This window comes from Halomicrobium sp. HM KBTZ05 (assembly GCF_041530035.1).
GTDB lineage: Archaea > Halobacteriota > Halobacteria > Halobacteriales > Haloarculaceae > Halomicrobium.
The window spans coordinates 1,949,194-1,974,644 of the sequence record NZ_CP168057.1 but is presented as its reverse complement, the minus strand read 5'-3'; the positions used below and the strand labels follow the sequence as shown (position 1 = coordinate 1,974,644).

Sequence of the window (25,451 nt, the reverse complement as noted above, 5' to 3'; positions counted from 1 at the left end):
GGTAGCGAAAACCGGACGGCTCGTCGATCGTCTCAGCGACGCCGGTTCACGAAGCCAAGCGCCACGCTGTCGGGGAACACCCACCAGCCGAGTACGGCACCGGCGACCGTCCCGGCGACGCCGGCCCCACCGATCGTCGGGAGACTCGCCGAGACGTTCAGCGCGACGAGTGCCATCGACACGCCCACGAACAGGGCGAAGCCGACGCGGAACTTCAGGAGGAACGACCGGCGGTCCTCGTCCGTGACGGAGGGCTGGACCATCAGTGAAAGCCCCTGCCAACGTCTTCGTCGACCACGTCCTCGAACTCGGCTTCGAGCAACTCCTCGGCCTCTTCGAAGGTGTCGGTCAGTTCGTCCATCTCCTCGGGGCGGTCGTAGTGGTCGAAGTCCATCGGCCCGTAGGCCGGCGAGTCCAGCGCGTCCATCACGTCCTCGAACAGCGCGTCGGGCGTCGTCGGCGCGTCGGCGTGGGTTTCGAGGACGGCCGCCAGTTCCTTCGCCGTCTCCTCGGCCTCGCCCTCGTCCTCGACGGGCTGTTGGACGCCGAAGGCACCGGTCCCCTGCTCGGGAAACAGCGGATCGAGCTCGTCGTCGATCCGGCGAGCCACCTGCGATCCCACGCCCTGCACGTCGTAGGGGTTCCTGGCGTAGGTCTTGAGCTGGAAGACGCCGGCAGCCGGGTGGCCGATGTAGAGGTCTTCGCCGATGCCGCTCGCGCGGTCGCCACCGACGGCTCGCCAGCCACCGGGATCGGCGTTCGATTCGACCACGTCTTCGAGGATGTCGTCCCACTCACGAACGCGCATGAGATCCGTTTGGGGGCGGTTCTGAAAATACCCTTCGGTCAGCCCGACCGCCGGCTGGACCGGGGATTTCTTTGCATCCGAATCCGAGACGTGCAATAGAGCAGTCGTCCGCCGTCTTGCCGGGCCGCCCGGCTGCCCTCCCTGCGCGGCGGCGACCCACTGAGATCATGGTCCCTACGCACCGCACCGCCTCCCGGACGAACGCCCCGACCCGACAGCTCCTGATCGTGGCGACGTGTGTCGTCGGCCTCCTCGTCGCCGCGGCAGCCATGCCAGCCACGGCACCACAGCCGACGCCCCCGGACTTCCTGAGCGGGGAGTCGGACTGTCAGATCCTCTTCTCCGAGGATCCGGTCGCCGGACACGAACTCACCACGACGGTCCTGTACGACGAGGAACCGGTGTCGGACTCCCCGGTGTGGTTCAACGGCGAACGCGTCGGCCGGACGGACGAGGACGGACAGGTCGTCGGCACCGTCCCCTACGAGCAGACCCTGCAGGTCCGGGTCGAACTGCCCGGCGGGGGCAGCTGTGCGGCCAGCATCGACACCGGCGACTCGGACGCGCCGCTGAAGACCGTCGACCGCTCCGGTCTCGGTATCGCCGCCCTCGACGGCGTGGCCCAGCAGCAGGCCCAGAACGGGTCGGGCGCGTACCCCGTTCGTGGCCGGATCGACCTCTCGGTCGACGAACAGCCCTACCCCGGCGAGACGACGACGCTGCGGGCGACGATCCAGGGCAACCCCGTGGCCGACGCGACGGTCTCGGTCGACGGACGGACGATCGGACGGACCGACGCCGACGGCACGATCGAGATTCGCGCGCCGATCGAGGGCGACCGGACGCTCACCGTCCACGTCGAGCGGGGAGCCTTCGAACGCGAGACCGAGATCGTCGTGCTCCGCCTCGACGCGACGATACGGACCGACGCACTGCTCCCGCTGCCGGGGCAGAGCGCGACGGTCGCCGCCCGGCTCGGCGACCGCCCGGCGGTCAACGCTACCGCGCTAGTCGGCGGCGAGCGACTGGGCCGAACCGACGCCGACGGCCACGTCGAGATGACGCTCCCGGCCGACCCGACGGCACGGCTCACCGTCGCGACGGCCGACCAGGTGGCCACCACGCCGGTCCTGCTGGCGTTCGCGCCGACGATCCTGCTGACCCTCCTCGCCGTCCTCGCCCTCGTCGGCGTGCCGGCGGCCGGCTACTCGATCGCCGGTCGCCGTGGTATGGCGATCGGCTCCGGCGTCGCCGTCAGCGTCCTGGCGCTCGCGTACGTGTTCCTCCGCTTTGGCCGGACGATCGCGCTGCTGGGGTCGCTGGCGCTGCTCGCGGTCGTCGGACTCGCCGCCTTCCTCCGGAGCGACTACAGCGCACTCCAGGCGGCCCGAGCGACCGCCGGCTGGTTCCGCCGTCTCGGACGCCGACTGGCCGCCGACGGCCTGTGGCTGTCCGGGCGACTCGAAGCGGCCGTCGGGAGCCTCGAACGCCGTCTCCGGCGTCTGCGGGACCGATTGACGGGTCCAGACGCGACGCCGCTCGCGGACGCCGGCCGCTGGCTCACGTCGCTTCCCGCACGCCTGGTCGCGTTCGTCCGCGCGCTCGCCCGCGGACCGAGCCGGCTGTTCGATTCCGAGGAGAGCGACCACGACGATCTCGCGGGCGAACCCGGACACGCGGACGGCGAAACGACGCTCTCGCGGCGCGCACAGTTCCGCCGCGTGTGGCGTGCGTTCGCCGGTCGAGTCGCCCCCGAGACGTGGCCGCGTCGCACGGCCGGCGAGGTCTCCCGTCGGGCGATCGATCGCGGGCTCTCGCCCGGGCCGGTCCGCGAACTGACCGACACGTTCCGGGCCGTCGAGTACGGCGACGAGTCGCTCACCGACGGGCAGGTAGAGCGCGCTCGCGCTGCGCTGAACGAGATCCGCGACGAGTCCGAGGAGGGGTCGGCGTGAACCGTCTCGTCGTCGGGGGCGGCGTCGTGTCGATCCTCCTCGGCCTCGTCGCGCTCGCGGTCGGCGTTCCGGCGACGGCGGAGACGATCGTCGCCAGCGCCGTCGCGCTGCTCGCGATCTTCGGCGTCGGCGTGTCGCTCTGGAAGCTGCTCGCGTCGCCCGACGGTGACGGACCGGCCCTGCCGCCGCCGTGGACCGACGACGGCGCGCTCTTCGACCGCGCGCCGGAGCGAAGCCGCGGCGAGGACGCTCTCTCGGGCGAGTCCTTCGGGGCCGTCCTCGCGGACGCCGGTCAGACGGCACGCTCCGACGGGACGGTCGAGGCCGGCTACGACACCGTTCGGCCGGTTCTCAGGCGCGCGCTCGTCGACGCCCTCGTCATCCGAGAGGGCGATCGCGCCGCAGTCGAGGCGTCGCTGGCAGCGGGGAGCTGGACCGACAACCAGATCGGGGCCGCCGTGCTCGATCCGGGCGTCGATCCGCCCCCGCGTTCGCTGCGAGCCCGGATCGAGGCTTGGCTCTTCCCGGAGCGCGTCGTCAGGCGACACCTCCAGATCGCCGTCCAGGCCGTCGCAGAGGCGGCCGACGACGCGGTGCCGACGGTGCCGGGCCAGAACGCGCCCCGCTCGGTCCCGGTCAGCCAGCCGCGACTCGAAGACCTCCAGCGCGGCGTCGACGGCACCGTCCAGCGCGCCGTCGATCCGCTGGCGACCGCCCGCGGCCCGCGACCGCCCGGTAGCGAGGCCCGAGAGGTCCAGGTCGATGTCGAACCAGCCGGCGCGGACGGCGACGGTGCAAACGGTGAAGCGGCGGGCGACGAAAGCGCCGAGCCCGCTGGCGAGGCGGGAAGCGGCGACGAGACGGCCCGAGAATCCGACAGGAGTGGGGACGCCCGAGAGCGGGATCACTTCGCCACGGACGGTGGTGTGCGATGAGCCGTCAGTCGACGCGCTGGCGGGCGACGGTGGCGGCGGCGACGCTGTTCGCTGCGGCCGGGCTCGTGGCACGTAGCGGTGCGTTGCTCCTCGCCGCGATCGTTCCGCTGGTGTATCTCGCGTACTCGCTGGTCACGAGCGGTCCCGATTCGGTCTCGCTCTCGGTTACCCGCCACGTCGAGCCGGAGCTGTCGCCGCCGGGGACGCCGGTCCACGTCACGCTCGAAGTGACCAACGAGGGCGACCGGCCGGTGTCCGACCTCCGCGTCGTCGACGCCGTCCCGGCGGATCTGGCGGTGACGCGTGGCACTCCCCGGACGGGCGTGGCGCTCGAACCCGGCGCGACGACGACGATCGAGTACGTGCTGGTCGCTCGCCGCGGTGTCCACGCGTTCGAACCCCCGCGCGTGAGGGTCCGGAGTCTCGGGGGCACGAGCGTCACGACGCTGCGCCCGACGGTGTCGGGCGACACACAGCTCGTCTGTCGTCTCGACGCGGACGCGCCACCGATCGACGACCAGGGCGCGCAGTTCGTCGGCGACCTGACCACCGACGAACCGGGCGAGGGGCTCACCTTCCACTCGACTCGGGAGTACCGGCGTGGCGACGACGCGCGCCGGATCGACTGGCGGACGTACGCCAAGACCGGCGAGCTGACGACGGTCGACTACGAGCGTCGCCGGGCGGCCTCGGTCGTCCTCGTCGTCGACGCTCGCCGCATCAGTCGCGTCTCGGCGGGTCCCGGGCGACCCACTGCCGTCGAACTGTCCGCCTACGCGGCGACCCACGCGGTCACCGACTTCGTCGCCAGCGGTCACGATATCGGCGTCGCGGTGATCGGGGCCGACGGTCCGGGGCCGGCCGGGCTCCACTGGCTGGCTCCAGAGAGCGGCGACGGGCAGCGGTCCCGAGCGATCGACTACTTCCGGACGGCGACGGAGGTGACCGGCGGCGCGCCCGACACCGACCGCCAGCTGGCCGAGTTGCTCGACCTGGTGCCACCGGGAGCGCAGCTGGCACTGTTCTCGCCGCTGCTCGACGATCTACCTGTCGAGGCCGTCCAGGCGTGGCGCTCGCAGGGGTACCCCGCCGTCGTCCTCTCCCCGGACGTAGTGACCGACAACACCGTCGGCGGGCAGTTCGAACAGGTCCAGCGGTACACGCGACTGGCTCGCTGTCAGGCGACCGGCGCGCGGGCGACGGACTGGCGACGGGGAACGCCGCTCCCGATGGCGCTGGCGTACGCGTTCGCGGCCGACGCACGGCTGCCGAGTCAGCGCCCGACCGGCGCTGGGGGGGTCCCGTAGATGGCGCTGTTCGGTCCCCGTCTCGATCGGCCCAGCGCCCTCGGCGACGAGGGGCGGCCGCGGGCGACGAGCCTGACCATCGCGTCCCTGCTGGTCTTCGGGCTGTTCGTCGTCGCGACGACCTGTCCGTGGAACTACGGCCTCCGGTTCGGCGACGGGCTGGTGCCGTCGCTGATCGTTCCCACCTGCGCCCGGCTGGGCCGGCTGACGCTCGCTTTCGGCACCGTCACGGGGCTGTTGACCGCCGGGCTCGCGCTGTTGACCCGCGAGCGGTTCGTGTCGCTGTTCGTCGGACAGATCTGCTTCCTGCCGGCCGGTGCGGCGCTGGTGGCCGGTCTCACGGGGCTGCTGGTCACCAGCCCGGCCTACGGCATCTTCTTCGGCGGCTTCGCCGTGGCACTGGTCGCGCTCGGGAGCACGTGGACGGACACGACCAGTGCGTCGGCCGTCCGCCCGGCGCTGTTCCAGGAGGGGCTGACCTACCTCTCGATGGTCGGCTGGGGGATCGTCGTGGTCGTGCTCGGCGGAGCCGCCCTGCTCGTTCGCACCGTGGTCGGCCCGGCCGGGAGCGGCCCCGGTCCGACCGCGGCGCTCTCGACGTTCCTCGTCGTCGTCTTCGTCGGCGTGCTCTCTTTCCGACTGGGGCTGCGCTGGCTGCCGATCCGACAGCTCACACCCCGAAATCGCCGTGAGGCCGTCGACAGACGACTCGGACAGCTCAGGCTCGCGACCACCGTGGTCCTGATCGGAACTCTCGTCGCCGTGCTCTGTGTCCTCCCCGCCTGGTTCCTGGGGTGGTTCGACGCGGTGTACGCGCTCTTCCCGCCCGCTCGCGTGCTCTTTCCCGTGCTCGCGACGCCGATCCCGGTCGTCGCCGTCCTCGGCGTCGGCGTGGTGACGCTCGCGCTCGGACTGGTCGCGCTCACGCTGCGCCGGCTGACTCGCCCGGTCGACACGACGGCGAACCGCTTGCTCGCGCCCGTCGCGGCGGGACTGGTGCTCGTGATCGGGTTCCTCCCCTTCGCCCTGTCGCTGATCCCGGTGCCCGGCAGCGCACCGCCCATCGTCCTCGTGGCGTTCCTGGTGCTGGGGCCGATCGCGCTCTACCTGCTCGGCTGGACGGTCGTCGCCGCCCAGTACCTCTCGCTCGTCCCCGAGCGGGCCGGCGGGCCGGCGCTCGCGGCCGGCGGGATGGTCTTCGCCACGATCGGGGCGGCCCTCACCGGGGTGCCGACGCCGCTCGTCGTCGCGACGGCCGTGGTCGCGATGGTCGTCTGGGACGTGTCCTCGTTCGGGCTGGGCGTCACCGCCGAACTGGGCCACCTCCCGGAGACGAGACGGCTGGAGCTGTTCCACGCCGTCGTCGCGGTCGTTCTCGGAGCAGCCACGGTGCTCTCGCTGAGCCTGCTCGGCGTGGTGCGTACCTCTCTGGCCGGCGAGGTCGCGGCGACCGTCGCGGCCGCGCTGGCCGTCTTCGGCGTCCTGGTGTTACTGACGCCGCTGCGGGGATACGTCGCCGGGGAAGGGAGAGATTGATGGGGGCGGGCGACGAGCCACCGCGCATGGTCCACCATTCCGGCGGCGACACGGTCGAAGATGCAGCCCAGACCTGCCTCTCCGTCGTCGAGCGTATCGAGGAAGCCGCCGTCGTCGAACGCACCGTCCTCCACGAAGTCCTGTCTGCCGTCCTCGCGAAGGGCCACGTCCTGCTGGAGGACGTGCCCGGCACCGGCAAGACGGTCACCGCCCGCGTCCTCGCAGAGGCGCTCGGCCTGGAGTTCACCCGCATCCAGTTCACGCCGGACCTGCTGCCGGCGGACGTGACCGGTTCGAACGTCTACAACGAACACGAGGGTGCCTTCGAGTTCGCTCCGGGGCCGATCTTCGCCAACGTCGTGCTGGCCGACGAGATCAACCGCGCGCCGCCCAAGACCCAGTCGGCGCTGCTGGAGGCCATGGAGGAGGGACAGGTCAGCGTCGACGGGACGACACACGAACTGCCCGACCCCTTCGTCGTCGTGGCGACCCAGAACCCGATCGAACAGGAGGGGACCTTTCGGCTCCCCGAGGCACAGCGAGACCGCTTCAGCGTCAAGACCTCGCTGGGGTACCCCTCCGTCGACGGCGAGATGGAACTGCTCGACCGGCGAGCGCAGCGCCGGACGCTCGCCCCGAGCGTCGAGCCGGTGGTCGAGGAGGCCACCGTCCGCGAGCTACAGGACCTCGCCGAGGACGTCTCGGTGCGGGTCCCGGTCCGACGGTACATCGTCGACATTGCCCGAGAGACGCGGGCCGACGAGCGATCCGAGGTCGGCGTCTCTCCCCGCGGCGTCCAGCGGGTGTTCGAGGCGGCGCGTGCCAGCGCTGTCCTCGCGGGTCGGGACTACGTCGTCCCGGACGACGTGAAGCGTCTCGCCGTGGCGACGATGGCCCACCGGGTCGTGCTCTCGACGAACGCTACCGTCGAAGGCACCGAGACCGCCGATATCGTTCGCGACGCGCTGGACCGCGTCGAGGTGCCGGCCGTCTCGCCCGACGCCCCCGACTCGGACGCCGGCGTAGACGAGGCGGCCGCGGAGTCGCCAGAGCAGTCCGCCGAGACGACGCCTGCGACCGAGCAGGCGACCAACGGCCACGAGGAGCCGTCTGGCGACGTGTCGACGGACGCGCCCGCTCCCGACTCGACGACGACCGACGGCGACGCCGAGCCCGACGGATCGGACGACGACCTGTTTTGAGACGGTCGCCAGCCCACCCCGACCGACAGCGTTTTTCGGCCTGCCCGCCAGACTCCGTGCGTGCAATTACGCGGCGTCGCAGTCGAGGTGAGCGACGAGCAGACCGTCGACACGCAGTACGGCGAGAGCGATCTCTGTGAGGTGACGGTTCGGCCCGACGACGGGCGTGGCGAGCCCGTCACCGTCACGCTGTGGGGGAAGTGGACCGAGACCGGCGCGGTGCTCGAACCCGGCATGAGCGTCGCCGTCTACGACGCCGAACCGCGCGAGTACCGAGGCGAGACCCAGTACTCCGTGGGCAGCGACGCACGCATCGTCGTCGAACCGGAGTTTCTGGTCGACGTGACCGACGTTCGCTCGTGGGTCCAGTGCCCGCGGATGTACTACCTCAACAAGCTCTCGGGGACTCCCCAGGCCTACCCGGTCGTCAAGGGGACCATCGTCCACGAGGTCTTCGGCGACCTGCTCCGGGGCCGTGACGTGGAGGAGGCGGTCGCAGCCCACGTCGAGGACGCCGGGCTCGACCTGGGGCTGCTCGGCCGCGACGCCGACGAGGTCGCCGCCGACGTTCGCGACCACGCCGCGGCCATCGACGGCTGGCTCAGGCAGGGAACCCTGACCGAAGCGGACGAGTGGCGATCCGAGATGACGCTGCTCTCGGCTCGCTACGGCATCAAGGGCCGGGCCGACGCCGTCCGACGCGGGATGCCGGTCGAACTCAAGACCGGCAAGAACACCCGCAGAGAGCCACGCTTCCAGGACAAGATCCAGGCGGCCTGCTACGCGCTGCTCCTCGGCGAGCGCCGCGAGGAAGCGCCCGACACCGGCACGCTGCTGTACACCAAGAACGCCGCCGTCGAGCGGACCGAGGAGTCCGGCGATCTCTCGCCGGCCAAGGAGTTCTCGATCAACGACGGCCTGCTGAACTTCGTCGTCCGGACGCGCAACGAGATCGCGGCCATGGAGTACGACGCGAGCGTCCCGACGGGCTACGAGGCCGACGCCAAGTGTGAGTACTGCTTCGAGCAGGACACCTGTATGGCGGTCTCCGGACGACTGGACCAGGAGTCGAAGGCCGGCCAGGTCGGCACGGCCATCCCCGACGAAGAGCGCGAGTACTTCGACCGGTTCTACCGGGCGATCGAGGCCGAGCGCCGGGCCGTCCACCGCGAGTACGCCAAGCTGTGGGACCAGCGCCCCGAGGAGCGAGCCGACGACGACCGCGCCCTGATCGACCTCGAACCGACGGGCAAGCGTCGCCTCGACGGCGGCCGCTGGGAGCTGCGAGCCCGCGGCACGGGTGCGGTCTCGAAGATCCGCGAGGGCGACATCGCGCTCGCAAGCGACGGCGACCCGATCGACGGCGACGCTGAGATGGCTCGCGTCGAGCGACTGGGTGGCGAAACGAGCGAGGGACGCAGCGACGATTCGACCCGCGGTGAGATCGTCATCACGACCGACGAGCCGGTCGAACTGCGTCGACTGGACGTGTACCCCTCCGAGATCGGCACCGACCGGATGTTGACGGCGCTGCACGACGGCTTGCTCACCCAGCCCCCCGAACAGAAGGACGTACTCTTCGGCCGGCGCGAGCCATCTTTCCGATCGATCGACGAGACGTTCATCGACAACAACGACGCCCAGAACGAGGCGGTCCGGCTCGCCGTCGGAGCCGACGACTGCGCGCTCGTCCACGGGCCGCCGGGAACGGGCAAGACCTACACGCTCGCCCGGATCGTCCGGGCGCTGGTGGCCCGCGGCGACCGGGTGTTGCTCTCGGCGTTCACCAACCGCGCGGTGGACAACTGCATCGAGGCCCTCGAAGCGCAGGGCTTTACCGACATCGTCCGGCTGGGCACCGAGAGCGGCGTCCGCGAGGACATGCAGCAGTACCGCCTGGAGACTGCCGGCGATCCCGACGACTGCGTCGGCCGGCTGGAGGACGCGAGCGTCGTCGCGGCGACGACGGCCTCCTGTGGCTCTCGGGTCGCCAAGACCCAGTCGTTCGACGTGGCGATCGTCGACGAGGCCGGCCAGCTCACTGAGCCGGGGACGCTGGCCGCGACGACGCTGGCCGACCGGTTCGTCCTCGTCGGCGACCACCAGCAGCTTCCCCCGGTGGTCCAGAGCGAGGACGAGACGCTCTCGCGGTCGCTGTTCGAGCGGCTCATCGAGGCCTATCCCGACGCCAGCGTCCTGCTCGACCGCCAGTACCGGATGGCCCAGCAGATCCAGGCGTTCGCCTCCCGGGAGTTCTACGACGGCCAGCTCCGGCCGGCCACCGGCGAGGTGGCGGCCCAGCGAATCGCAGACCTGGACGGCGTCACGCTCGACGCGCTCCCGGAGACGCTGCGTGACGGCGTCAACTTCGTCGATCCCGACGGGCACGTCGACGGCAACACGAACCCGGCGGAGGCGAGCGCGGTCGCCGACGTGGTCGATGCCTACCTCGCTGCCGGGGTCGAGGCCGGTGCCGTCGGCGTGATCGCACCCTACCGTGCGCAGGTCGCCGAGATCGACAAACACGTCCCCGAGGGGGTCGCCGTCGACACGGTCGATCGCTTCCAGGGATCGAGCAAGGAGGTCATCGTCGTCTCTTTCGTCGCTACGGGTTCGCTCGACGGTCCGATCTTCGAGGACTACCGTCGCATCAACGTCGCCCTGACGCGAGCGAAGAAGGCGCTCGTGCTGGTCGGCGACGAACGCGCGCTCTCGACGGACGAACTGTACGAACGGATGGTCGAGTGGGCTCGCTGACGGTCCCCCCAGTGACCCTCGTCAGGGTCAGTCTGTCAATCGCTTGATTCGGTTCATGCGACAGACCGGACAACAGACGGCCGTCTCGTGCTGTGGGATACTGAATCGCACCCCGCAGGTCCGACACCGGTACGTTGCCACGCGGTTCTTAGAGAGTTCCGCCATCACCCTCGGTTCGTCGCTCGATGGCTGCTGTCGGTCGTGACGCGGCCGATTCGGTATCACACATCTGTGCTCACGTTCCGGTCGTCGGTTCGGCGGGGCGCGTTGTAGCCGTTGTTTCCAGTTCGATAGGTCTGCCTCCCGCTCGGCCACGGTCGGCCGTCAGAGGCGTTCGATTTAATTACTAACCTCGGATCATTCTTTGCGGCGTCGACCAGGACCAGAGCCGGCGACGCCACCGACAAGACACACGATCGGCCGCTCGATCACCAGCCACCACACTCTGTTCGTACGATTTCCTGTCATAGTTGTCCACCCTGGCGGTTCGCGTCCGGTTCGATTCCGGGCGGTGGACCTAACCCCAGTGGACGCCGGTTCGAGTCCGGCCTGGGGCATATGCTACTGATACCAACAGAAAACATTGTCGTCGCTGTACTCAGATCAGTCGCTGTCTCGGTGTATGTTGGTCTGATTACGGCATTGTACAGAGTTCCACAACGGAAACTCGATCAATTGGCTTCGTGGTTCCACTCTCTTCCCGGAATCAAACAAATAGCAGTCGTCTCTGCACTCATCTCAGGAGCATATCTATTCGGAATCACAACACCAACCATCTACTTTTTCTCAATTCCTATCGTTGGTTGGCTCACGATTCTTCGACTGCTTCACTAACCCGCAAAAATGGCTTCGTTGATTCGAGCAACATATTCGGGGCCGTAGTAAACGAATGCAAGCGTCGCGAGCATCCCGAACATGATCAGGTGCCCGGCGGTTCCGACTGTCCACATGGTCATGTATACACCTTCTCACCTGATCAGTATATTTCTTGCTACGATTGTCGGTTTGGAAGCGATATTTTTGCAGACACCCTCTCTTCTGGATCCACAGGACACAGAACTCCAGTGACCTACGCTGGCGTAGGACGGTTCGATCCCGTCCGTGGGCCTCTGTCGGTGTACAGTCGACAGTTTTGCACTCCGACTTACCGATGTGACGACCCTCGTCCGTAATTCGTCTCGCTGCACTGTCCCGGTCGATCTGGGAGGTGACGCCGGGGTGGCTGATCGAACCGGCGGCCGACCGCGGGCGATGTAGCACGCTGTCGCCGTGCTACGGCTCGCGAGTGGACGATTCGGTCGGCTCGGGCGCACCCGCGTCGCCCCCCTCGTCCGGGGCGTCGGCCTCGTCGAGCAGCGCCGTCAGCCCTTGTCGTCGGTCGCCTCGTTCGCCGGCCCGGAGGTCGGCCATCAGGCGCTCGCGGAGCGTCTCGTGGACTGTCCGGGCGCGCTGGTCGTCGAGGTCGTACGCCGTCGCGTCCCCGCCCAGCAGGCTCGCCGTGCTGGCGGTGTCGGCGGTCACGCTGGCCAGCGAGAGACGGCGCTGGAAGATCGTTCGCGTGTCGATCACGGTCTGGACGCGGTAGTACGGCACCAGCCGGGTCGACCGCACGAGGACGCCGCTCCGGGTGGCAAACAGGTGCTCCAGCAGTGCGAACCCGCGGTGCTTCCAGCTCAGGTGCCCGGCCAGTACCGCGACCGGGACCAGCGCCAGCGGCGCGTACCAGTAGGGGACCGTCTGGACCAGCGTGTCGACGGAAAGCAACAGCCCCGTCGCCACGAGCGGGAGCAGCGAGTACCGGACGGCGTAGCGTCGGCGCGACCTGTCGGGGAGTCGCTCCATCGCCGGCACGTCGGCGTCGGTCAGCGCCTCGGCGACGGCCAGCACCGTCTCGCGATCGTCCAGCGGAATCGCCGTGTTGCTCGCGTCCTGACTCCCCGAACCCGGCGCGTAGCCGGCCGTCTCGACGGCCAGGGCGGCGTATCCGACCTGTCGCATCAGTAGGTTCTCGCGGACGGTGACCGTCTGGACCTTCTCCAGCGGGATCGAGCCGCTGTACTGCTGGATCAGTCCCCGCTCGTATCGCAGGTCGTCACCGACGTAGTCGAGGTGAAAGCCGTGGTACTCCGTGATCGTGAACGCGGCACTCAGGAGCCAGGCCGCGAGTGCGAACAGCGCCGCGGCGACGCCGACGGTCAACAGCGCCTCTCCCGTCGAGTAGGTCTGGAGCCCCGACAGCGAGACCCTCGACGGGCCGCCCAGTGTCTCGACGGTCGCCGAGAGCAGTCGGAGCGCGTACTCCTGTGCGAACGGGACGCCGAAGAGGACCACCGCGGGGGCTGCAGGCCGGAACGAGACGAGCGCGAGCGTCAGCAGGTCCCTGGTCGAGAGCTCGTAGAGCCGACGCTGCTCTGGCTCTGCGGCCCCTCTGGCCACTGTGTCGTGTGCTGGCTCGCCCTCGTCGCCTTCCGTCTCGTCGTCCTCCCGTCGGTACTGAGCGACGGCCGACTGGAGCGCTCTGGCCTCGTCGACGTCGACGGCGTTCAGGACCGCCTCCGTCGCGCTCCCCCCGGCCGTCTCGAACTTCACGACGGCGAGACCGAAGAGCCGCTGGACGGGGCCACGTTCGATGTCGACGTTCTGGATCCGTCCCAGCGGAATCTCCCGTTCCTGTCGGTCGAAGACGCCGGAGTCGACGGACAGCGTGCCCCCCGCGAGTGCGTAGGTAAAGCGGTAGTACCGCGCCACGGCGTAGGCGGCCCCGACGAGGGCACCGACGGGTGCGAGGACGAACACCACTCCGAGCGGGAGCACGTCCAGTGGACCCGTGAGCATCATGCCGGCGAAGAAGCCGATGCTCCCGAACCGGACGACGTTGGTGACGACGCTCCCGACGGCGCTGATCGGGTGGAGACGGTTCATACGGCGTCGGTGGCCTCGCTCTCGGCCGCGAGCTCGCGCAGTTGCTCGCGCAGTTCGGTCGCTCGCTCCGGACGCAGCCCCGGAATACGGATGTCGGCCCCCCGCGTTCCGGCGGTGTAGACGACGACGCTGGAGAGACCGACCAGCCGCTCGACCGGCCCGCGCTGGGTGTCGGTGTGCTGGAGCCGGACGTAGGGGACCGAGGTGTCGACCTGCGTCACGACCCCGCGGACCAGAAAGAGCGCGTCGTCCTGAATCTCGAAGCGCCAGCGTCGAAATCTGAGGACGGCGTGGACGGTCCCGAGAACGGCCGCCACGACGACGACGGCGGCGATCAGTGGCGGGTCTACCGGGACCGCGAAGCGGTCGATCGCGACGGCGACGCCCGCGAGTACCGCCGCGACCACGACCGCCCGCCCGATCCACAGCAGTTGCACGCGGGAGTTGAGCCTCTCCATGCGATGTGGGGCGGTCCGTGCGGGGAAAAGCGTAGGGGTCACGGACGATCCAGCCCACCCGACGACGCACGTCAGGTCGGCACACAGTAGCTTTTTTACCACCCGGTCAATCATCCGAATCATCCGCAACAACACTTATGTCGGCAATTCTACCTCTCTCGCTTCCGCTCCAGTCCGGGGGTCTTTCGACGTTCGCACTGGGGCCGATTTACCTCATCGCCATTCTCGTTCCGGGTCTGCTGTTCTACCGTGGTCTGATGGCTGGCGGCAATCGCTACGACACCCTGTCTCGACTGGACAAACTCGGTGCGGCGCTGGGTGGCGGAGCGGTCTCTTGGCTCCCGACACTGCTGTTCTTACGTCTCTTCGGATATGGCCCGTTTGAAGTCGGGAAATCGAACGGACTGACCTTCCTCGTCGTCGTTGTCACACTCACGGTTCAGATGGCCGTGGCCTACTACGTCGGGGAGTTTGTCGGCGACGTGTCGAACCGGCTGTTCGGCGAGACGGTCCGCAATTTCAACGACCAGCAACAGCCGTGGGACTACGCCTCGACGAAGATCCGAGAGAAGGAAGTGACGGTCGTCACGGACTCGTTCGAATCTCCTTTGCACGGAATCGTCGCGCGCTATTCCTCGTTCGACGAGGGCGGTGACCTGGTCCTCTCGCCCGTCTCGCCCGAGAGCCGAATTGCGACGGGCGACGAGAGCGATCGGGACAAAAACAACGCCCTGTACATCGAGAGGGAGACGATCTCGGCGGTCTTCTTTCACGACAGAGACGGATCAGACGACTACGGCGACGTACTGACCAGAGGCGATCTTCAAGAGCCGAGCGAAGAAGAGTGGGAACAGGTCGTCCAAGCGGCCGAAGACGCGCTCGAATCCGCGATCGACGAACCAGACGAGAGAATGGACGATGCGTCGGGGGATCCCGAGGGCGGGTCGGACTAAAGGACGCTTTCCTCTGCGTACGACTCGTACTGATTGTAGACGTATTCGAGCAATCGAGACACCGAAATATCGTTGAAGTTCGTCTCGACCAGCTCGGCGCGCTCTTCGATCTCCCGTCGGTCCGAAGGGGAGAGCGTCGACAAGAACTGTCGTAGCTCGTCTCTCCCGTCGTCTTCGAGCTCGTATATATACTTCTCACCGCGCTGGAGATCGATGTTCCGCTCAGAGACGAGTCCGGTCTGTTCCAACGCTTCGATGTCGTTTAGCAGATCCTTCGAGAAGGGACCGTAGTGGTACGGGTAGAACTCGTACTCTGACGTGTCGAGGTCGTCGGAAAACTCCTCTTGGGCCAAGAACACCAACTTTTGCAGACGAGTGCGACCGCTGATCGTCCCCTCGTCGTCGGCGTCGAGCAGGGCCAGTAGCAACGCCTGTCTCTTGTTCATGTTCTTCGCCTCCGTTGCTAGAGCGTAGCTTCCCGACCGGCAAACCTCTTTTGGGTGCCCATCGTCTCCGGTTTTCGACCGTTGTCGTCCCCTCAGATCGTCACGGGTAATAAACCGTCGCCGGTATCAGACCTCGCCAGCGTCGTCGTCGATAGCCGCCAGCACCCGGTCGTGGAACGCCTGCAACACCGCGGACTCGTCTTCGGCCAGCACCACGTCGCTGGCCAGCAGCGTCGCCAGCCCGAACGCGCGCGGCGATGGTGAGTCGACCCGGACGGTCTCGACGGCGAGTTCGCCGGCCTGGATCGCGCCGGTCACGTCCTCGATGGCGTCGACGTTGAGCTTGTCTTCCAGGATCTCGCGATACGTCTCCTCGACGACGGCGAACTCGCCCAGTTCTTCGGCGAACGAGAGCAGCATCTCGGCGTTGACCTGCTGTTCGCTGGCCGACTTCTCGTAGCCCTTGTACCGCTTGAGGATCATCAGCGCCCGCGTGGCGTTGATCCGGAAGTACCGCTGGAGCAGGTCCGTCCCGTCGAGGCTGGCCCGCAGATCCGCCCGGACCGCCGTCGGATCGATGTCGGTGACGATCCCCTCGATGTCGACTTTCCTGTTCAGCGGCATCGAGAGGGTGAAGCCGTTGTCGGCGACGGCGACTTGGACGTTGGCGCTGGCTCGCTGGGCGACGCGGTATGCGACGAGCCGCGAGAAGCCGTCGTTGAACCGTCGTCCGTACCCGGAGTGGACGTAGTAGTGGCGCTCGTACTCGTCGTGGTCCAGCGCGACCTCGATCACGAGTCGGTCGTCGGTCGAGACGCTCTCCGAGCCGGCGTACGCGACCTGCTCGGAGAACATCCGCGTGATCGCACGCACGGTGTTCTCGTCCAGGGGGAACTCCCGGAGCCACAGTCGAACGGCCGGCGGGCCGCCCTCCTCCAGTCGCGCCAGGAGCTGGCGCTGGAAGGCGAGGATCTCTCGGCCGAGGTCGTACGACAGCGGCAGCCGTTCCGAGAACCACGACGGGACCGTCGGCCGCGCGCTGGTCCGGTCGACGTACACCTTCGAGCCCCGACGGTACCGATACTCGAAGTTGTCGCCCCCGAGCACGAACACGTCGCCGCTCTCCAGCGTGTCGAGGTAGCCCTCGTCGAGTTGCCCGACCCACTCGTCGCTTGCCCGGGTGTACACGTCGCAGGTGAAGGAGTCGGGGATCGTCCCGATGTTGGTCATGTAGATGACGCGGGCCATCCGCCCGCGCTTGCCGATCAGGTGTTCGCCCACCGGATACTCCTCGTAGTGGTGCTCGCCGTCGGGAGGATCGTTCGTGTCTCGCCAGATCTTCGCGTAGACGTTCTTGTCTTCCATCCCCGGATAGTCGGCGGTGAGGTACCGACAGAGCTGCTCCCACTCGTCGTCGGTGTACTCGCGATAGGGGTAGGCACGCCGGAGGATCGCCTCGGCCTCGCGTTCGGGCCGGACGGCGTTGATCGCCATGCCGTAGACGTGCTGTGTCGCCACGTCCTGTGCGCGTTCGGGGACGAACACCCGGTCGACGAACCCCTCCGTGGCCTTCTTCAGCATCACCGCACACTCGACCAGCTCGTCCCGGTCCAGCGCCACGACCCGCCCCGTGACGGTCTCTCCGAGCTGGTGGCCCGCTCGCCCGACTCGCTGGAGGAGCGCGGCGACGGACTTGGGAGAGCCGACCTGCACGACTAGATCGACGTGGGGCATGTCGATTCCCAGCTCCAGACTCGTCGAGGTCGTCACCACGTCGAGTGTCCCCGCTTTGAGACGCTCCTCGATCTCCTGGCGGCGCTCTTTCGAGAGGCTCCCGTGGTGGCACCCGGAGTTGTCCTCCCCGTAGTCGTCGAACTCCGAGCGGAGGTTGTGCAAGACTCGTTCGGCCCCCGATCGCGTGTTCGTGAACACGAGCGTGTTCGTGTGTTCCCGAATCAGCTCGTGGAGCTGCTGGTAGAACCGTCCCTGAATCACGTCTCGCGGGGTGTCGATGAGGTCGTCCGTGGGCGTCGTCAACTCCACGTCGAAGTCACGGGCGAAGCGGGCGTCGACGACCTCGTACTCGCGGGGTGACCAGTCGTCGCCGCCCGCGCCGTGGCGCTCACACCCGACCAGGAACTGGGCCATCTCGTCGAGTGGCTCGACGGTCGCCGAGCAGCCGATCCGGGTCGGCGAGCCGTCGGCCAGCGCCTCCAGGCGCTCCAGAGACACCGAGAGGTGGGTCCCGCGCTTGTTCTCGGCGAGGCTGTGGATCTCGTCGACGACGACGTACTCCACCGTCCGGAGCTTCTCTTTGAACTTCGGGCTGTTGAGCAAGATCGCCAGCGTCTCCGGCGTCGTGTTGAGGATGTGTGGCGTCGTCTCCAGCATCTGCTGGCGGTCGCGGTCGCTCGTGTCCCCGTGGCGAATCGCGTGCCGGATCTCGACGGTCTCGCCCCGCTCGTCGAGCTTCTCGGTGATGTCGCTCAGCGGGACCGCCAGGTTCCGGTGGATGTCGTTTGCCAGTGACTTCAGGGGCGAGACGTACAGACAGTAGACGCTGTTGTCGAGGGCGTCCTCGCGGGCCTTCGCGAACAGCTCGTTGACGATGCCGGTAAACGACGCGAGCGTCTTGCCGCTGCCGGTCGGCGCTGCGATCAGGGCGTTCTCCCGCTCGTGGATCAGCGGGATCGCCTCCTTCTGTGGCGGGGTGAAGAACCCCCCGTTCTGCGGGACGAACTCGCCGAACTGCTCGACCCACCACTCCTGGACGACCGGCGCGAGCCGGTCCAGCACGTCGCCGTCGTCGATCGCGACGCTCTCGGGGTCGAACGCCGGGTCGACGCCCGCGAGCCGTTCGCGTCCCTCCATTCGTTGTCGAGGGGTAGGACTGGGACGACAAGTGCCTTCGGACCGCACGGTGAAAGTGAAATCTCGATTCCCAAGCGCTAACTCGCTGCCACTCCCGATTCCGGTATGGACTACAGCGTCGGCTGTCCGATGGTGACTCCGTTCGAGGACGACGGCACGCTCGATCGCGCGTCGCTCCGGTCGCTCGTCGATCACCTCGTCGCGGGCGGTGTCGACAGGCTCGTCCCCTGTGGCACCACGGGCGAGTTCGCGTCGTTGACGGATGCCGAGCGACGGAGCGTCGTCGAAACGACCGTCGAGGCCGCCGACGGCCGGGCGAGCGTGATGGCCGGGGTCGGTGGGACGGCGGTCGCAGACGTTCGCGAGCGCATCGCGGCCGCCGCCGACGCGGGTGCCGACGCGGCGCTCGTCGTCGCTCCGTACTACGGCGGTCAGGCCGCTCCTGCCGGCAACGAGCGGTTCTTCGACGCCGTCGCGGCCGGTGCGTCGATCCCGCTGTACCTCTACGACATCCCCAGTGCGACCGGGCAGTCACTCGCGGTCGAGACCGTCGCGTCCCTGGCCGAACGCGGCCGCTACGACGGCATCAAGGACTCCAGTGGCGACCTGACTCACTTCGACGAACTGCTGGACCGGACGCCCGACTCCTTCGAGGTGCTCCAGGGGTGGGACGCCCAGTACGTCCCCTCGCTGCTCATGGGCGGCGACGGCGGGATCAACGCCGTCACGCACGTCCGGCCCGCGGCCCTCGGGCGGGCCGGAAGCGCCGTCGCCGACGGCGACGTGGCCGCCGCCAGAGCGGTCCAGTTCGACGAGATCGATCCTGTGTTCCGGTCGGCAGCCGAGCACGGATTCGCGCCAGTCTGTAAGGCGATCCTCGCCAGGCGGGGCGTCGTCGAGAACGCCGCGGTCCGTCCGCCACTGGTCGCACTCGACGACGCGACCGCCAGCGAACTGGTCGAGCGGCTGGAAGACTGAACCGTCGGCCGGTAGGCTCGGCTTACTCGGCCACTCGTTCGCTCGCTGATCGGTCAAACGTCGCTCGGACACTCCACGAGATTCATTACACTGGCCGTCTGTGGTTTCGATATGTCGCTGTTGCCCTCCAGAGGCCCCGATACGAGTACGTCACAGGAGGGGGAACTCCAGGTCGTCGGCGTCGACGACGAGGTGGCCCCGCTACTCGACGCGCTCAACTCCGAGACTGCCCGCGCGATTCTCAACGAGATCTACGACGAGCCGGGCACGCCGTCGGAGATCGCCGACAGACTGGACATGTCGATCCAGAAGGTCTCCTATCACATCGAGAAGCTCGACGACCAGGACCTGATCGCCGTCGCTGGCACCCAGTACTCCGAGAAGGGTCAGGAGATGACGGTGTACCAGCCGCCGGACGATCCGACGGTGCTGTTCGTCGGGACCGAGGAGCGAAAGCGGTCCCTGACGACGATGGTCAAGCGCCTGCTGCCCGTGGTGGGTGTCGTCGCGCTCGGTAGTCTGGTCATCGAGCAGCTGTTCGGCAACGGGCTCTCGGTCGGGTTCACTTCTGCCGGGCCGTCCTCGCAGGGCGGCGACGGCGCGGGTGCCAGCGACTACGGCGGCGTCGCGAACACGACGGACACGTCTGAGACACCGACGGAAGCGCCCGCGGACACGCCGACGCCCACCGAAACGGCCAGCGACGGCGGCGACATCGGCATCGCCGAGGCGACGGAGACGCCCGCCGACAGCGCCACGTCGACGCCCACTCCACCACCCGAGACCGACACGCCGGTCCCCGAGGAGGAGACGGTCGATCTGGCCGCCGAGACGACCACCCAGGCCGCCGATCTGGCGGCAAACGGCGGGCTGGAGCTCTCTCCGGGGCTGGCCTTCTTCCTCGGCGGGATGACGGTCGTCGCGGTGCTCGGCGTCTGGTGGGCGTACACGAGGTACGCTTAAACTGGATTTTGAGCCACAGGTGGGGCTTTATGAGTACCCGTCGTAGGCGTATCTGCGCCGTCGGCGGGCGGTTCCCGTCACCCACCGCCCTCGCCGATGGCCGCCGCCTGCCCACCCCGACAGACAGTCCCGCTGACCCCATCCAAATCGCTTAGGCCCTCCACCCCGAGCGATCCGACATGCGACTCACCTTTCTCGGAACCGGCAGCGCGATGCCTACTGGCACTCGCTTCCAGTCCGGACTGTTGCTCGAAGACGGCTCCGACCGGCTGCTCGTCGACTGTGGCAGCGGCGTCCTCCACGCGCTCGCACGCACCGACGTTGGCTACGAGGGCGTCGACACCGTCTTGCTCACCCACCACCACCTCGATCACGTCTCCGACCTCGACGTGTTCATGAAAGCGCGGTGGCTCGCGGGCGAAACCGACCTGACGATCGCCGGACCGCCGGGGACCCGTGACCTGATCGAGGGGCTCCTCGATCTGCACGACTACATGCGCGGCCGACTCGACCTCACGATCGAGGAGGTCGGCGTCGACGCGCCGTTCGCGCTCGCTGGCTTCGATATCGAGGCCATGGAGACGCGCCACTCGATGTCGTGTTTCGCCTATCGCTTTCGGGCCGAAAGCGAGGAGCCGGCGCTGGTCTACAGCGGGGACTCGGAGGCGTTCACGGAACTGATCGAGTTCGCGGACGGGGCGGCCGTGCTCGTTCACGACTGCTCGTTTCCGGACGACGTGGACGTGTCCAACCACCCGACGCCCGCCCAGCTCGGGACGGCCCTGGATCGGGCCGAGGCCACCGTCGGCCGCGTGTACCTCACCCACCTCTACCCTCACACGGAGGGCCGTCACGAGGAGATGCTGGACTCGATCGGGGCGGCCTACGACGGCGACGTTCGCTTTGCCGCCGACGGGCTGTCCGTGACGATCGATCCGACAGCACCCTGACCCGCCGGCAGTCTCGGTCTGGCACCGGGACACGCGGCCGTATCAGGCACGCTGAAGCCGAACGCGGAACTCCGCGCCGCCGGCATCGCTCTCGGTGACGGTCACGTCGCCGCCGTAGGACTCTGTCAGGGCACGGACGAAGCCGAGGCCGAACCCGCTGCCGCTGCTGTCTGGGCCTTTCTCGCCCATCTCGAACAGCTCGTCGCGGACCGACGGGTCGATGCCCGCTCCGTCGTCGGCAAAGCAGACCACCACGTCGTCGACGCTCGTCTCGACGCTCGTCCGGACCGTGATCTCTCCGTCGTTGTGGACGACGGCGTTCGTGAGAATGTTCGTGAACACCGATCCGAGCAGATCTCCGGCGTACACCGTCTCCTCGAAGGCTGCCTTGTCGAACTCGACGGTCAACTCGTCGTAGCCGGTCTCGGCCTCGCTGACGGTCCGTTCGAGTATGGGTGCGACGTCTCTCGGTTCCGGTTCCTCCTCTTCTTCCAGCGTCGAGACGAGGTTCCCGACCCGCTGGATCAGGTCGGCAGAGCTGTGTGCGGCCTCGTTGATCCGCTCGGCGTAGGCGGCGGTCTCGCCGTCGGTCTTGTCGGCGAGGACCTCGGAGAACCCGGTGATCACCTGCAGGTCGTTGCCCAGGTCGTGGCGCAACAGCCGGTCGTACAGCTCGATCATCTCCTTTTTCGTCTCCAGGTCCTGTCTGGCCCGTTCGAGTCGCTCCCGCGATCGGATGTTGCTGATCGCCGTCGCGGCGTGAGACGCCAGAATCTCCATCGGGCGCACGACCGCGTCGTCGAACTCGGACCGACTCGTCGAGCGCATCACGAGCACCGCCGTCACCTCGTCGACGATCGTCGCCGGGACGGCCAGCGCCGCGGTCGTCTCCGTGTCGGCAGCGACACGAGCGTCCGCACCGCTCGCTACCTCGGTCGTTCTGGACTCGTAGGCCCGCCGCGCCACGCTCGTCGGCGCTTCACCGACCGACAACGCCGGATTCGTGCTGTGGACGACCTGCAGATCGTCGTTTCGCACTTCCACGAACGTGTTGTCGGCGGCGTCGAACAGCAGTGACATCGCTTCCAGCGTCATCGAAACGACCTCCTCGACGCTCTCACAGCGGTTCAACGCCTGTCCGTACTTGTTGAGATCGGCGACCTGCCTGGCGAAGTCCGTCTGATTCTCGAATGACATTCTGGTGACTGGCTCCGGTCGGTAGCTGAACTGTCAGTACCTGAAGATAGATGTCGCCAATGAAAACCGTTTCGCCCCGTTCGCTCTCTACTGTAGCCGATACCGCAGTAGCGCGGCCACGCCGCCCAGATTACGGAGCTGTTGACCGGGATCGAACTCGTGGGAGAAGACGGTCACGTCGCCGCCTTTCTGTTCTGTCGTCGTGACGATCTCGTCGACGTCCACGTCCCACTCGCTTTCCTCGCCTCGCTCCTCGCGGAGTCGCTCGTCGAGCACCAGCAGTTCCTCGATCGCGCCGAACTCGGCGGCTTCGGCGACCGCGTCGGGGCCGTACGCGACCTTCGCGCCCGTCGCGATGCGTTCCATCAGCTCGTCGATCAGCTCGGCTTCCTCCGCGATACGGGTCCGCTCCTGGACGTCCTCGACCGCACCGCGCTTGAGCACCTCGTGGACACCGCGGTCGCCGACGGCGCTGGTGTCGACGGTCGTGATCTCCGCTGCCAGATCCGGGTGCTCGTCCTGGATGTACTTGAGCGCGTCCTGCTTGGTGAAGCCGGGGCCGGCGAGGATGTAGGCGTCCACGTCCATCCGCCGGAGCACGTCCGAAAGCTCCGCGAACAGCTCCTCTCGCGGTCGAGCGTAGTCGCCCTTCCCCGTCGTCGAGGTGATCGACGCGCGCGACTCGGTGCCGTACTGGGCGACGGTGTGGACGTGTGCTTCCCCTTCCTCGACGGTGGCGATCGCCACGTCGGGCTGGTCGGTCGCCTCGGTCGCCTCCTCGACGCGGTCGATCTGGTCGGGCTTCCAGACCTTCTCGACCTCGATCTCGTCGTGTTCCTCCACGTTGAACGTGTGGTGGAAGTCCAGCTGGTCCTCCCGCGAGCAGTCGACGATCGTCCCGCCGACGCGCAGCCGATTGGCGAACTTCGCGAACTCTACGTCGGTGACCGCGACCGCGATCCACATCGGCTCGCGCTCCCCACCCTTGTCGCGCAACTGATCGTCGTCGCGCTGGATCCGCCGGGTGGTGTCGCCCGCGACGCGGTCGCCCGGCTCGATCACGTACGTCAGGTGCCACAGATCGTCGAGCGTCTCGGGGACGAGCGTCAGCCGCTCGCGCCCGCCCTCGACCTGCTGGCGGTCGGCGATGCGCATGCACTGTGGTGGGCCCGTCGGTGGTAAGTGCCCTCCGGTTTCGCCGTTCAGGGCTCTGTGTCGACCGCCTCGGGATCGCCCGCGTCGTCCACATCGTCGACTGCCAGCCCGAGTTCCGACTGGACCAGTTCGACGGCGTTCTCGACCGCGCCGACGCTGCCGAGATAGCCCGCGCCCACGGAGGTCTTGAGCGCGAGCGCCGCCCGGCCGGTCAGGACGCCGTCCCCGACCTGTGCGACCGCGCCGTCGCCGACGCTGACGAGCCACCCGAGCGAGTCGAACGTGTAGCGAGCCAGCCGAGGCTCGAAGCCGCCGGCCCCGGACAGCCGATGCTCGACCAGTGTCGTGACGTTCTCCGCTGCGACCCCGGCCTCTCGGATCGCCGCCTGCGCACTCGCCGGGACCGGCTCGCCGTCCGTGTCGACGACCCTCGCCGCGTCGCCGACAGCGAACGTGTCGCCCGTGAGCCGCAGGTCGCTCCTGACGACCGGTCGCTCGTCGTCCAGCGCAGCGGGTCCCTGCAGTCCACCGGTCCAGACGAGCTGCTCGTACGACAGATCCTCCCCTTGGGCGACCGTGATCGTCTCTCCGTTGACGGCTTCGACGGTCGCGTTCGTGCGGATCTCGACGCCGCGCTGGCCGAGCTGATCGGCGACGGCCCGCTGGAACGCCTCGGGAAAGCTCGGCGCGACGCTGTCGAGCTGTTCGAGCAGGAGGATCTCGGCGTCTCCGCCGTCTGCCCCCTCGTCGTCGGCTGTCTCGTCTCCGTGTTCCCGCGCCATCGCCGCGAGTTCGCCAGCGACCTGCACCCCCGAGAGGCCGGCACCGCCGACGACGACGCGCCCACCCTCGTCGAGCACGTCCAGGGACCGCTCGCGGATCTCGCGGGCGTGTTCGAGGCGCTTCAGCGGCGTGGCGTGCTCCCGGAGTCCCGCGATGTCGTAGAACGCCGTCTCGGCACCGAGACAGATCGCACCCACGTCGTAGTCGAGGTCCGGAGCACCGTCCAGTCGAGCGACGCCCGCCTCGGGGTCCACGTCCGTGACCGTCGCCTGCCGGACCTCGCAGTCCAGCAGGTCGGTCAGCGGGATCGAGATCTCGTCCTCGACTGCGGGCCGGCGAACGACGCGGTGGAGTTCGTGCTGGACGACGTGGGTCTCGGACTCGTCGACGACGACGAGGTCGACCGATTCGGGCAGCGACGATTCGAGCTTCCGGGCGAGTGTGAGGCCGGCGTAGCCAGCACCCAGGACGGCGACGCGCATACCGTCGGTTGGGCGCGCCGTCGTATCAACGTTGGCCGCTACATCGTCGTCGACAGCATCACTTCGTCGACCTGCTCGTCGTCGATCGTGTAGTGGTTCCGGCGGATGGCCTCGGTGTCCCAGCCGTGGTCGGTGAGGAACTCGATGGCCCGGTCGTTCGTCATCGGGAGGCTGTTGTACACCTTCCGGTAGCCGTTGGCCTCGGCCCAGGAGAGGCCCCGTTGGAGGAGTTCGCTGCCGATGCCCCGTCCTCGATAGTCGCTGTCGACGCCGACGGTCTGCTGGGCGGTCCCGGCCAGCGAGTCCAGTTGCGGCAGGTCCAGGTGGGTCCACCCGACGACCTCGCCGTCGACCGTCGCGACGAAGAACACGCGAGACTCGACGGTCGTGTGGCGGTTGACGGTGTCCTCGTAGAGCAGTTCCTCGGCGACGGTCTCGGCGACGACGTAGGTCTCCTCGTCGGTGACGTCCCGGATCGTCCGGACGAGGCCGTCGAAGTCCTCGTGGCGGGCCGGCCGGATCGTCACCGACAGGTCGTCGGTCTCGTACTCCTCGACTGCCCCCACGTCCAGCGCGACGCGGATCGTCCCGCCGTCCTCGCTGAGGTACCCTCGCTCTTTCAGTTCGTCGAGGTGTTCGCCGAACGATTTCGCCGACGCGTCGCTTTGCTCCAGCAGAATGTGTCGCTTCGCGGTGCCGTGGCGCTCGACGTACTCGTAGATGCGGCGACTGGTATCAGACTCGAACGTCGGTCGCTCGACTGTCTCCATACCCCCGCTTGGTGGAGCGGGCG

General features: G+C 68.2%; 20 protein-coding genes. 10 read left to right on the top strand and 10 right to left on the bottom strand.

Annotation, left to right across the window (positions count from 1 at the left end):
• Positions 1 to 32 precede the first annotated feature (32 nt).
• Positions 33 to 263 (bottom strand): hypothetical protein, encoded by a 231-nt coding sequence (locus tag ACAH01_RS10255; RefSeq protein ID WP_015763059.1) that lies wholly within the window; start codon positions 261 to 263, stop codon positions 33 to 35.
• Complete coding sequence (locus tag ACAH01_RS10250; protein WP_372479111.1) at positions 263 to 808, bottom strand: hypothetical protein; 546 nt, start codon at positions 806 to 808, stop codon at positions 263 to 265. The genes ACAH01_RS10255 and ACAH01_RS10250 overlap by 1 nt, the downstream gene beginning before the upstream one ends.
• 167 nt (positions 809 to 975) lie before the next feature.
• On the opposite strand from ACAH01_RS10250, the gene ACAH01_RS10245 reads away from it, so the two are divergent.
• The 6 genes from ACAH01_RS10245 to ACAH01_RS10220 are packed head-to-tail and all read left to right on the top strand — an operon-like array spanning position 976 to position 10,500.
• Complete coding sequence (locus ACAH01_RS10245) at positions 976 to 2,763, top strand: DUF4129 domain-containing protein (RefSeq protein WP_372479110.1); 1,788 nt, start codon at positions 976 to 978, stop codon at positions 2,761 to 2,763.
• Positions 2,760 to 3,698, top strand: coding sequence for a hypothetical protein (locus tag ACAH01_RS10240; protein WP_372479109.1), 939 nt, complete (start codon positions 2,760 to 2,762; stop codon positions 3,696 to 3,698). Before ACAH01_RS10245 ends, ACAH01_RS10240 begins: the two co-directional genes overlap by 4 nt.
• Positions 3,695 to 5,005: a DUF58 domain-containing protein gene (locus ACAH01_RS10235; protein WP_372479108.1), complete on the top strand. Its 1,311-nt coding sequence runs from the start codon at positions 3,695 to 3,697 to the stop codon at positions 5,003 to 5,005. Before ACAH01_RS10240 ends, ACAH01_RS10235 begins: the two co-directional genes overlap by 4 nt.
• On the top strand, positions 5,006 to 6,541 hold the full coding sequence (locus tag ACAH01_RS10230; RefSeq protein ID WP_372479107.1) for a glycosyl transferase: 1,536 nt from the start codon (positions 5,006 to 5,008) through the stop codon (positions 6,539 to 6,541).
• 26 nt (positions 6,542 to 6,567) lie between these two features.
• On the top strand, positions 6,568 to 7,743 hold the full coding sequence (locus tag ACAH01_RS10225) for an AAA family ATPase (RefSeq protein WP_372479106.1): 1,176 nt from the start codon (positions 6,568 to 6,570) through the stop codon (positions 7,741 to 7,743).
• A gap of 60 nt (positions 7,744 to 7,803) precedes the next feature.
• A complete protein-coding gene (locus ACAH01_RS10220; protein ID WP_372479105.1) occupies positions 7,804 to 10,500 on the top strand; it encodes an AAA domain-containing protein in 2,697 nt (898 codons plus the stop codon).
• A 1,272-nt stretch (positions 10,501 to 11,772) separates the two neighbouring features.
• Here the strand turns inward: ACAH01_RS10220 and ACAH01_RS10215 are convergent.
• Both ACAH01_RS10215 and ACAH01_RS10210 read right to left on the bottom strand, forming a co-directional pair.
• Positions 11,773 to 13,422, bottom strand: coding sequence for a PH domain-containing protein (locus tag ACAH01_RS10215; protein ID WP_372479104.1), 1,650 nt, complete (start codon positions 13,420 to 13,422; stop codon positions 11,773 to 11,775).
• Positions 13,419 to 13,880 carry a PH domain-containing protein gene (locus ACAH01_RS10210; RefSeq protein WP_170094109.1) on the bottom strand — a complete coding sequence of 154 codons (462 nt, stop codon included), beginning with the start codon at positions 13,878 to 13,880 and terminating at the stop codon, positions 13,419 to 13,421. Before ACAH01_RS10210 ends, ACAH01_RS10215 begins: the two co-directional genes overlap by 4 nt.
• A 257-nt stretch (positions 13,881 to 14,137) precedes the next feature.
• Between ACAH01_RS10210 and ACAH01_RS10205 the strand changes: the two genes are divergently transcribed.
• Complete coding sequence (locus ACAH01_RS10205) at positions 14,138 to 14,833, top strand: hypothetical protein (protein WP_372479103.1); 696 nt, start codon at positions 14,138 to 14,140, stop codon at positions 14,831 to 14,833.
• On the opposite strand, the gene ACAH01_RS10200 is transcribed toward ACAH01_RS10205, so the two are convergent.
• Both ACAH01_RS10200 and ACAH01_RS10195 read right to left on the bottom strand, forming a co-directional pair.
• The gene (locus ACAH01_RS10200; protein ID WP_372479102.1) at positions 14,830 to 15,279 is read right to left on the bottom strand and encodes a hypothetical protein; all 450 of its coding nucleotides are present in this window, start codon (positions 15,277 to 15,279) and stop codon (positions 14,830 to 14,832) included. The genes ACAH01_RS10205 and ACAH01_RS10200 overlap by 4 nt on opposite strands.
• A 126-nt stretch (positions 15,280 to 15,405) precedes the next feature.
• A complete protein-coding gene (locus tag ACAH01_RS10195) occupies positions 15,406 to 18,150 on the bottom strand; it encodes an ATP-dependent helicase (protein ID WP_372479101.1) in 2,745 nt (914 codons plus the stop codon).
• A gap of 105 nt (positions 18,151 to 18,255) precedes the next feature.
• Between ACAH01_RS10195 and ACAH01_RS10190 the strand changes: the two genes are divergently transcribed.
• The 3 genes from ACAH01_RS10190 (at position 18,256) to ACAH01_RS10180 (ending at position 21,041) form a co-directional block, all read left to right on the top strand.
• Complete coding sequence (locus ACAH01_RS10190) at positions 18,256 to 19,128, top strand: dihydrodipicolinate synthase family protein (protein ID WP_170094111.1); 873 nt, start codon at positions 18,256 to 18,258, stop codon at positions 19,126 to 19,128.
• 111 nt (positions 19,129 to 19,239) lie between these two features.
• The gene (locus ACAH01_RS10185) at positions 19,240 to 20,091 is read left to right on the top strand and encodes an ArsR/SmtB family transcription factor (RefSeq protein WP_372479100.1); all 852 of its coding nucleotides are present in this window, start codon (positions 19,240 to 19,242) and stop codon (positions 20,089 to 20,091) included.
• Positions 20,092 to 20,270: 179 nt separating this feature from the next.
• Positions 20,271 to 21,041 carry an MBL fold metallo-hydrolase gene (locus ACAH01_RS10180; RefSeq protein WP_372479099.1) on the top strand — a complete coding sequence of 257 codons (771 nt, stop codon included), beginning with the start codon at positions 20,271 to 20,273 and terminating at the stop codon, positions 21,039 to 21,041.
• A gap of 42 nt (positions 21,042 to 21,083) precedes the next feature.
• Here ACAH01_RS10180 and ACAH01_RS10175 read toward each other — a convergent pair whose 3' ends face one another.
• From ACAH01_RS10175 to ACAH01_RS10160, 4 genes are all read right to left on the bottom strand, one after another.
• Complete coding sequence (locus ACAH01_RS10175) at positions 21,084 to 22,238, bottom strand: GAF domain-containing protein (RefSeq protein WP_372479097.1); 1,155 nt, start codon at positions 22,236 to 22,238, stop codon at positions 21,084 to 21,086.
• Positions 22,239 to 22,325: 87 nt separating this feature from the next.
• A complete protein-coding gene (locus tag ACAH01_RS10170; protein WP_372479096.1) occupies positions 22,326 to 23,393 on the bottom strand; it encodes an mRNA surveillance protein pelota in 1,068 nt (355 codons plus the stop codon).
• Between the two features lie 47 nt (positions 23,394 to 23,440).
• Positions 23,441 to 24,658 carry an NAD(P)/FAD-dependent oxidoreductase gene (locus tag ACAH01_RS10165; RefSeq protein WP_372479095.1) on the bottom strand — a complete coding sequence of 406 codons (1,218 nt, stop codon included), beginning with the start codon at positions 24,656 to 24,658 and terminating at the stop codon, positions 23,441 to 23,443.
• 38 nt (positions 24,659 to 24,696) lie between these two features.
• On the bottom strand, positions 24,697 to 25,428 hold the full coding sequence (locus tag ACAH01_RS10160; RefSeq protein ID WP_372479094.1) for an N-acetyltransferase family protein: 732 nt from the start codon (positions 25,426 to 25,428) through the stop codon (positions 24,697 to 24,699).
• Positions 25,429 to 25,451 lie beyond the last annotated feature (23 nt).

Bases quoted from the DNA above. Each gene is read 5' to 3' on its own strand.
- ACAH01_RS10245 (WP_372479110.1), top strand. From the start codon at position 976: ATGGTCCCTACGCACCGCACCGCCTCCCGGACGAACGCCCCGACCCGA.
- ACAH01_RS10235 (WP_372479108.1), top strand. From the start codon at position 3,695: ATGAGCCGTCAGTCGACGCGCTGGCGGGCGACGGTGGCGGCGGCGACG.
- ACAH01_RS10255 (WP_015763059.1), bottom strand. From the start codon at position 263: ATGGTCCAGCCCTCCGTCACGGACGAGGACCGCCGGTCGTTCCTCCTG.
- ACAH01_RS10195 (WP_372479101.1), bottom strand. From the start codon at position 18,150: ATGGAGGGACGCGAACGGCTCGCGGGCGTCGACCCGGCGTTCGACCCC.
- ACAH01_RS10185 (WP_372479100.1), top strand. From the start codon at position 19,240: ATGTCGCTGTTGCCCTCCAGAGGCCCCGATACGAGTACGTCACAGGAG.
- ACAH01_RS10250 (WP_372479111.1), bottom strand. From the start codon at position 808: ATGCGCGTTCGTGAGTGGGACGACATCCTCGAAGACGTGGTCGAATCG.
- ACAH01_RS10175 (WP_372479097.1), bottom strand. From the start codon at position 22,238: ATGTCATTCGAGAATCAGACGGACTTCGCCAGGCAGGTCGCCGATCTC.
- ACAH01_RS10230 (WP_372479107.1), top strand. From the start codon at position 5,006: ATGGCGCTGTTCGGTCCCCGTCTCGATCGGCCCAGCGCCCTCGGCGAC.
- ACAH01_RS10210 (WP_170094109.1), bottom strand. From the start codon at position 13,880: ATGGAGAGGCTCAACTCCCGCGTGCAACTGCTGTGGATCGGGCGGGCG.
- ACAH01_RS10165 (WP_372479095.1), bottom strand. From the start codon at position 24,658: ATGCGCGTCGCCGTCCTGGGTGCTGGCTACGCCGGCCTCACACTCGCC.
- ACAH01_RS10180 (WP_372479099.1), top strand. From the start codon at position 20,271: ATGCGACTCACCTTTCTCGGAACCGGCAGCGCGATGCCTACTGGCACT.
- ACAH01_RS10200 (WP_372479102.1), bottom strand. From the start codon at position 15,279: ATGAACAAGAGACAGGCGTTGCTACTGGCCCTGCTCGACGCCGACGAC.
- ACAH01_RS10225 (WP_372479106.1), top strand. From the start codon at position 6,568: ATGGTCCACCATTCCGGCGGCGACACGGTCGAAGATGCAGCCCAGACC.
- ACAH01_RS10170 (WP_372479096.1), bottom strand. From the start codon at position 23,393: ATGCGCATCGCCGACCGCCAGCAGGTCGAGGGCGGGCGCGAGCGGCTG.
- ACAH01_RS10215 (WP_372479104.1), bottom strand. From the start codon at position 13,422: ATGAACCGTCTCCACCCGATCAGCGCCGTCGGGAGCGTCGTCACCAAC.
- ACAH01_RS10160 (WP_372479094.1), bottom strand. From the start codon at position 25,428: ATGGAGACAGTCGAGCGACCGACGTTCGAGTCTGATACCAGTCGCCGC.
- ACAH01_RS10190 (WP_170094111.1), top strand. From the start codon at position 18,256: ATGGACTACAGCGTCGGCTGTCCGATGGTGACTCCGTTCGAGGACGAC.
- ACAH01_RS10205 (WP_372479103.1), top strand. From the start codon at position 14,138: ATGGCTGGCGGCAATCGCTACGACACCCTGTCTCGACTGGACAAACTC.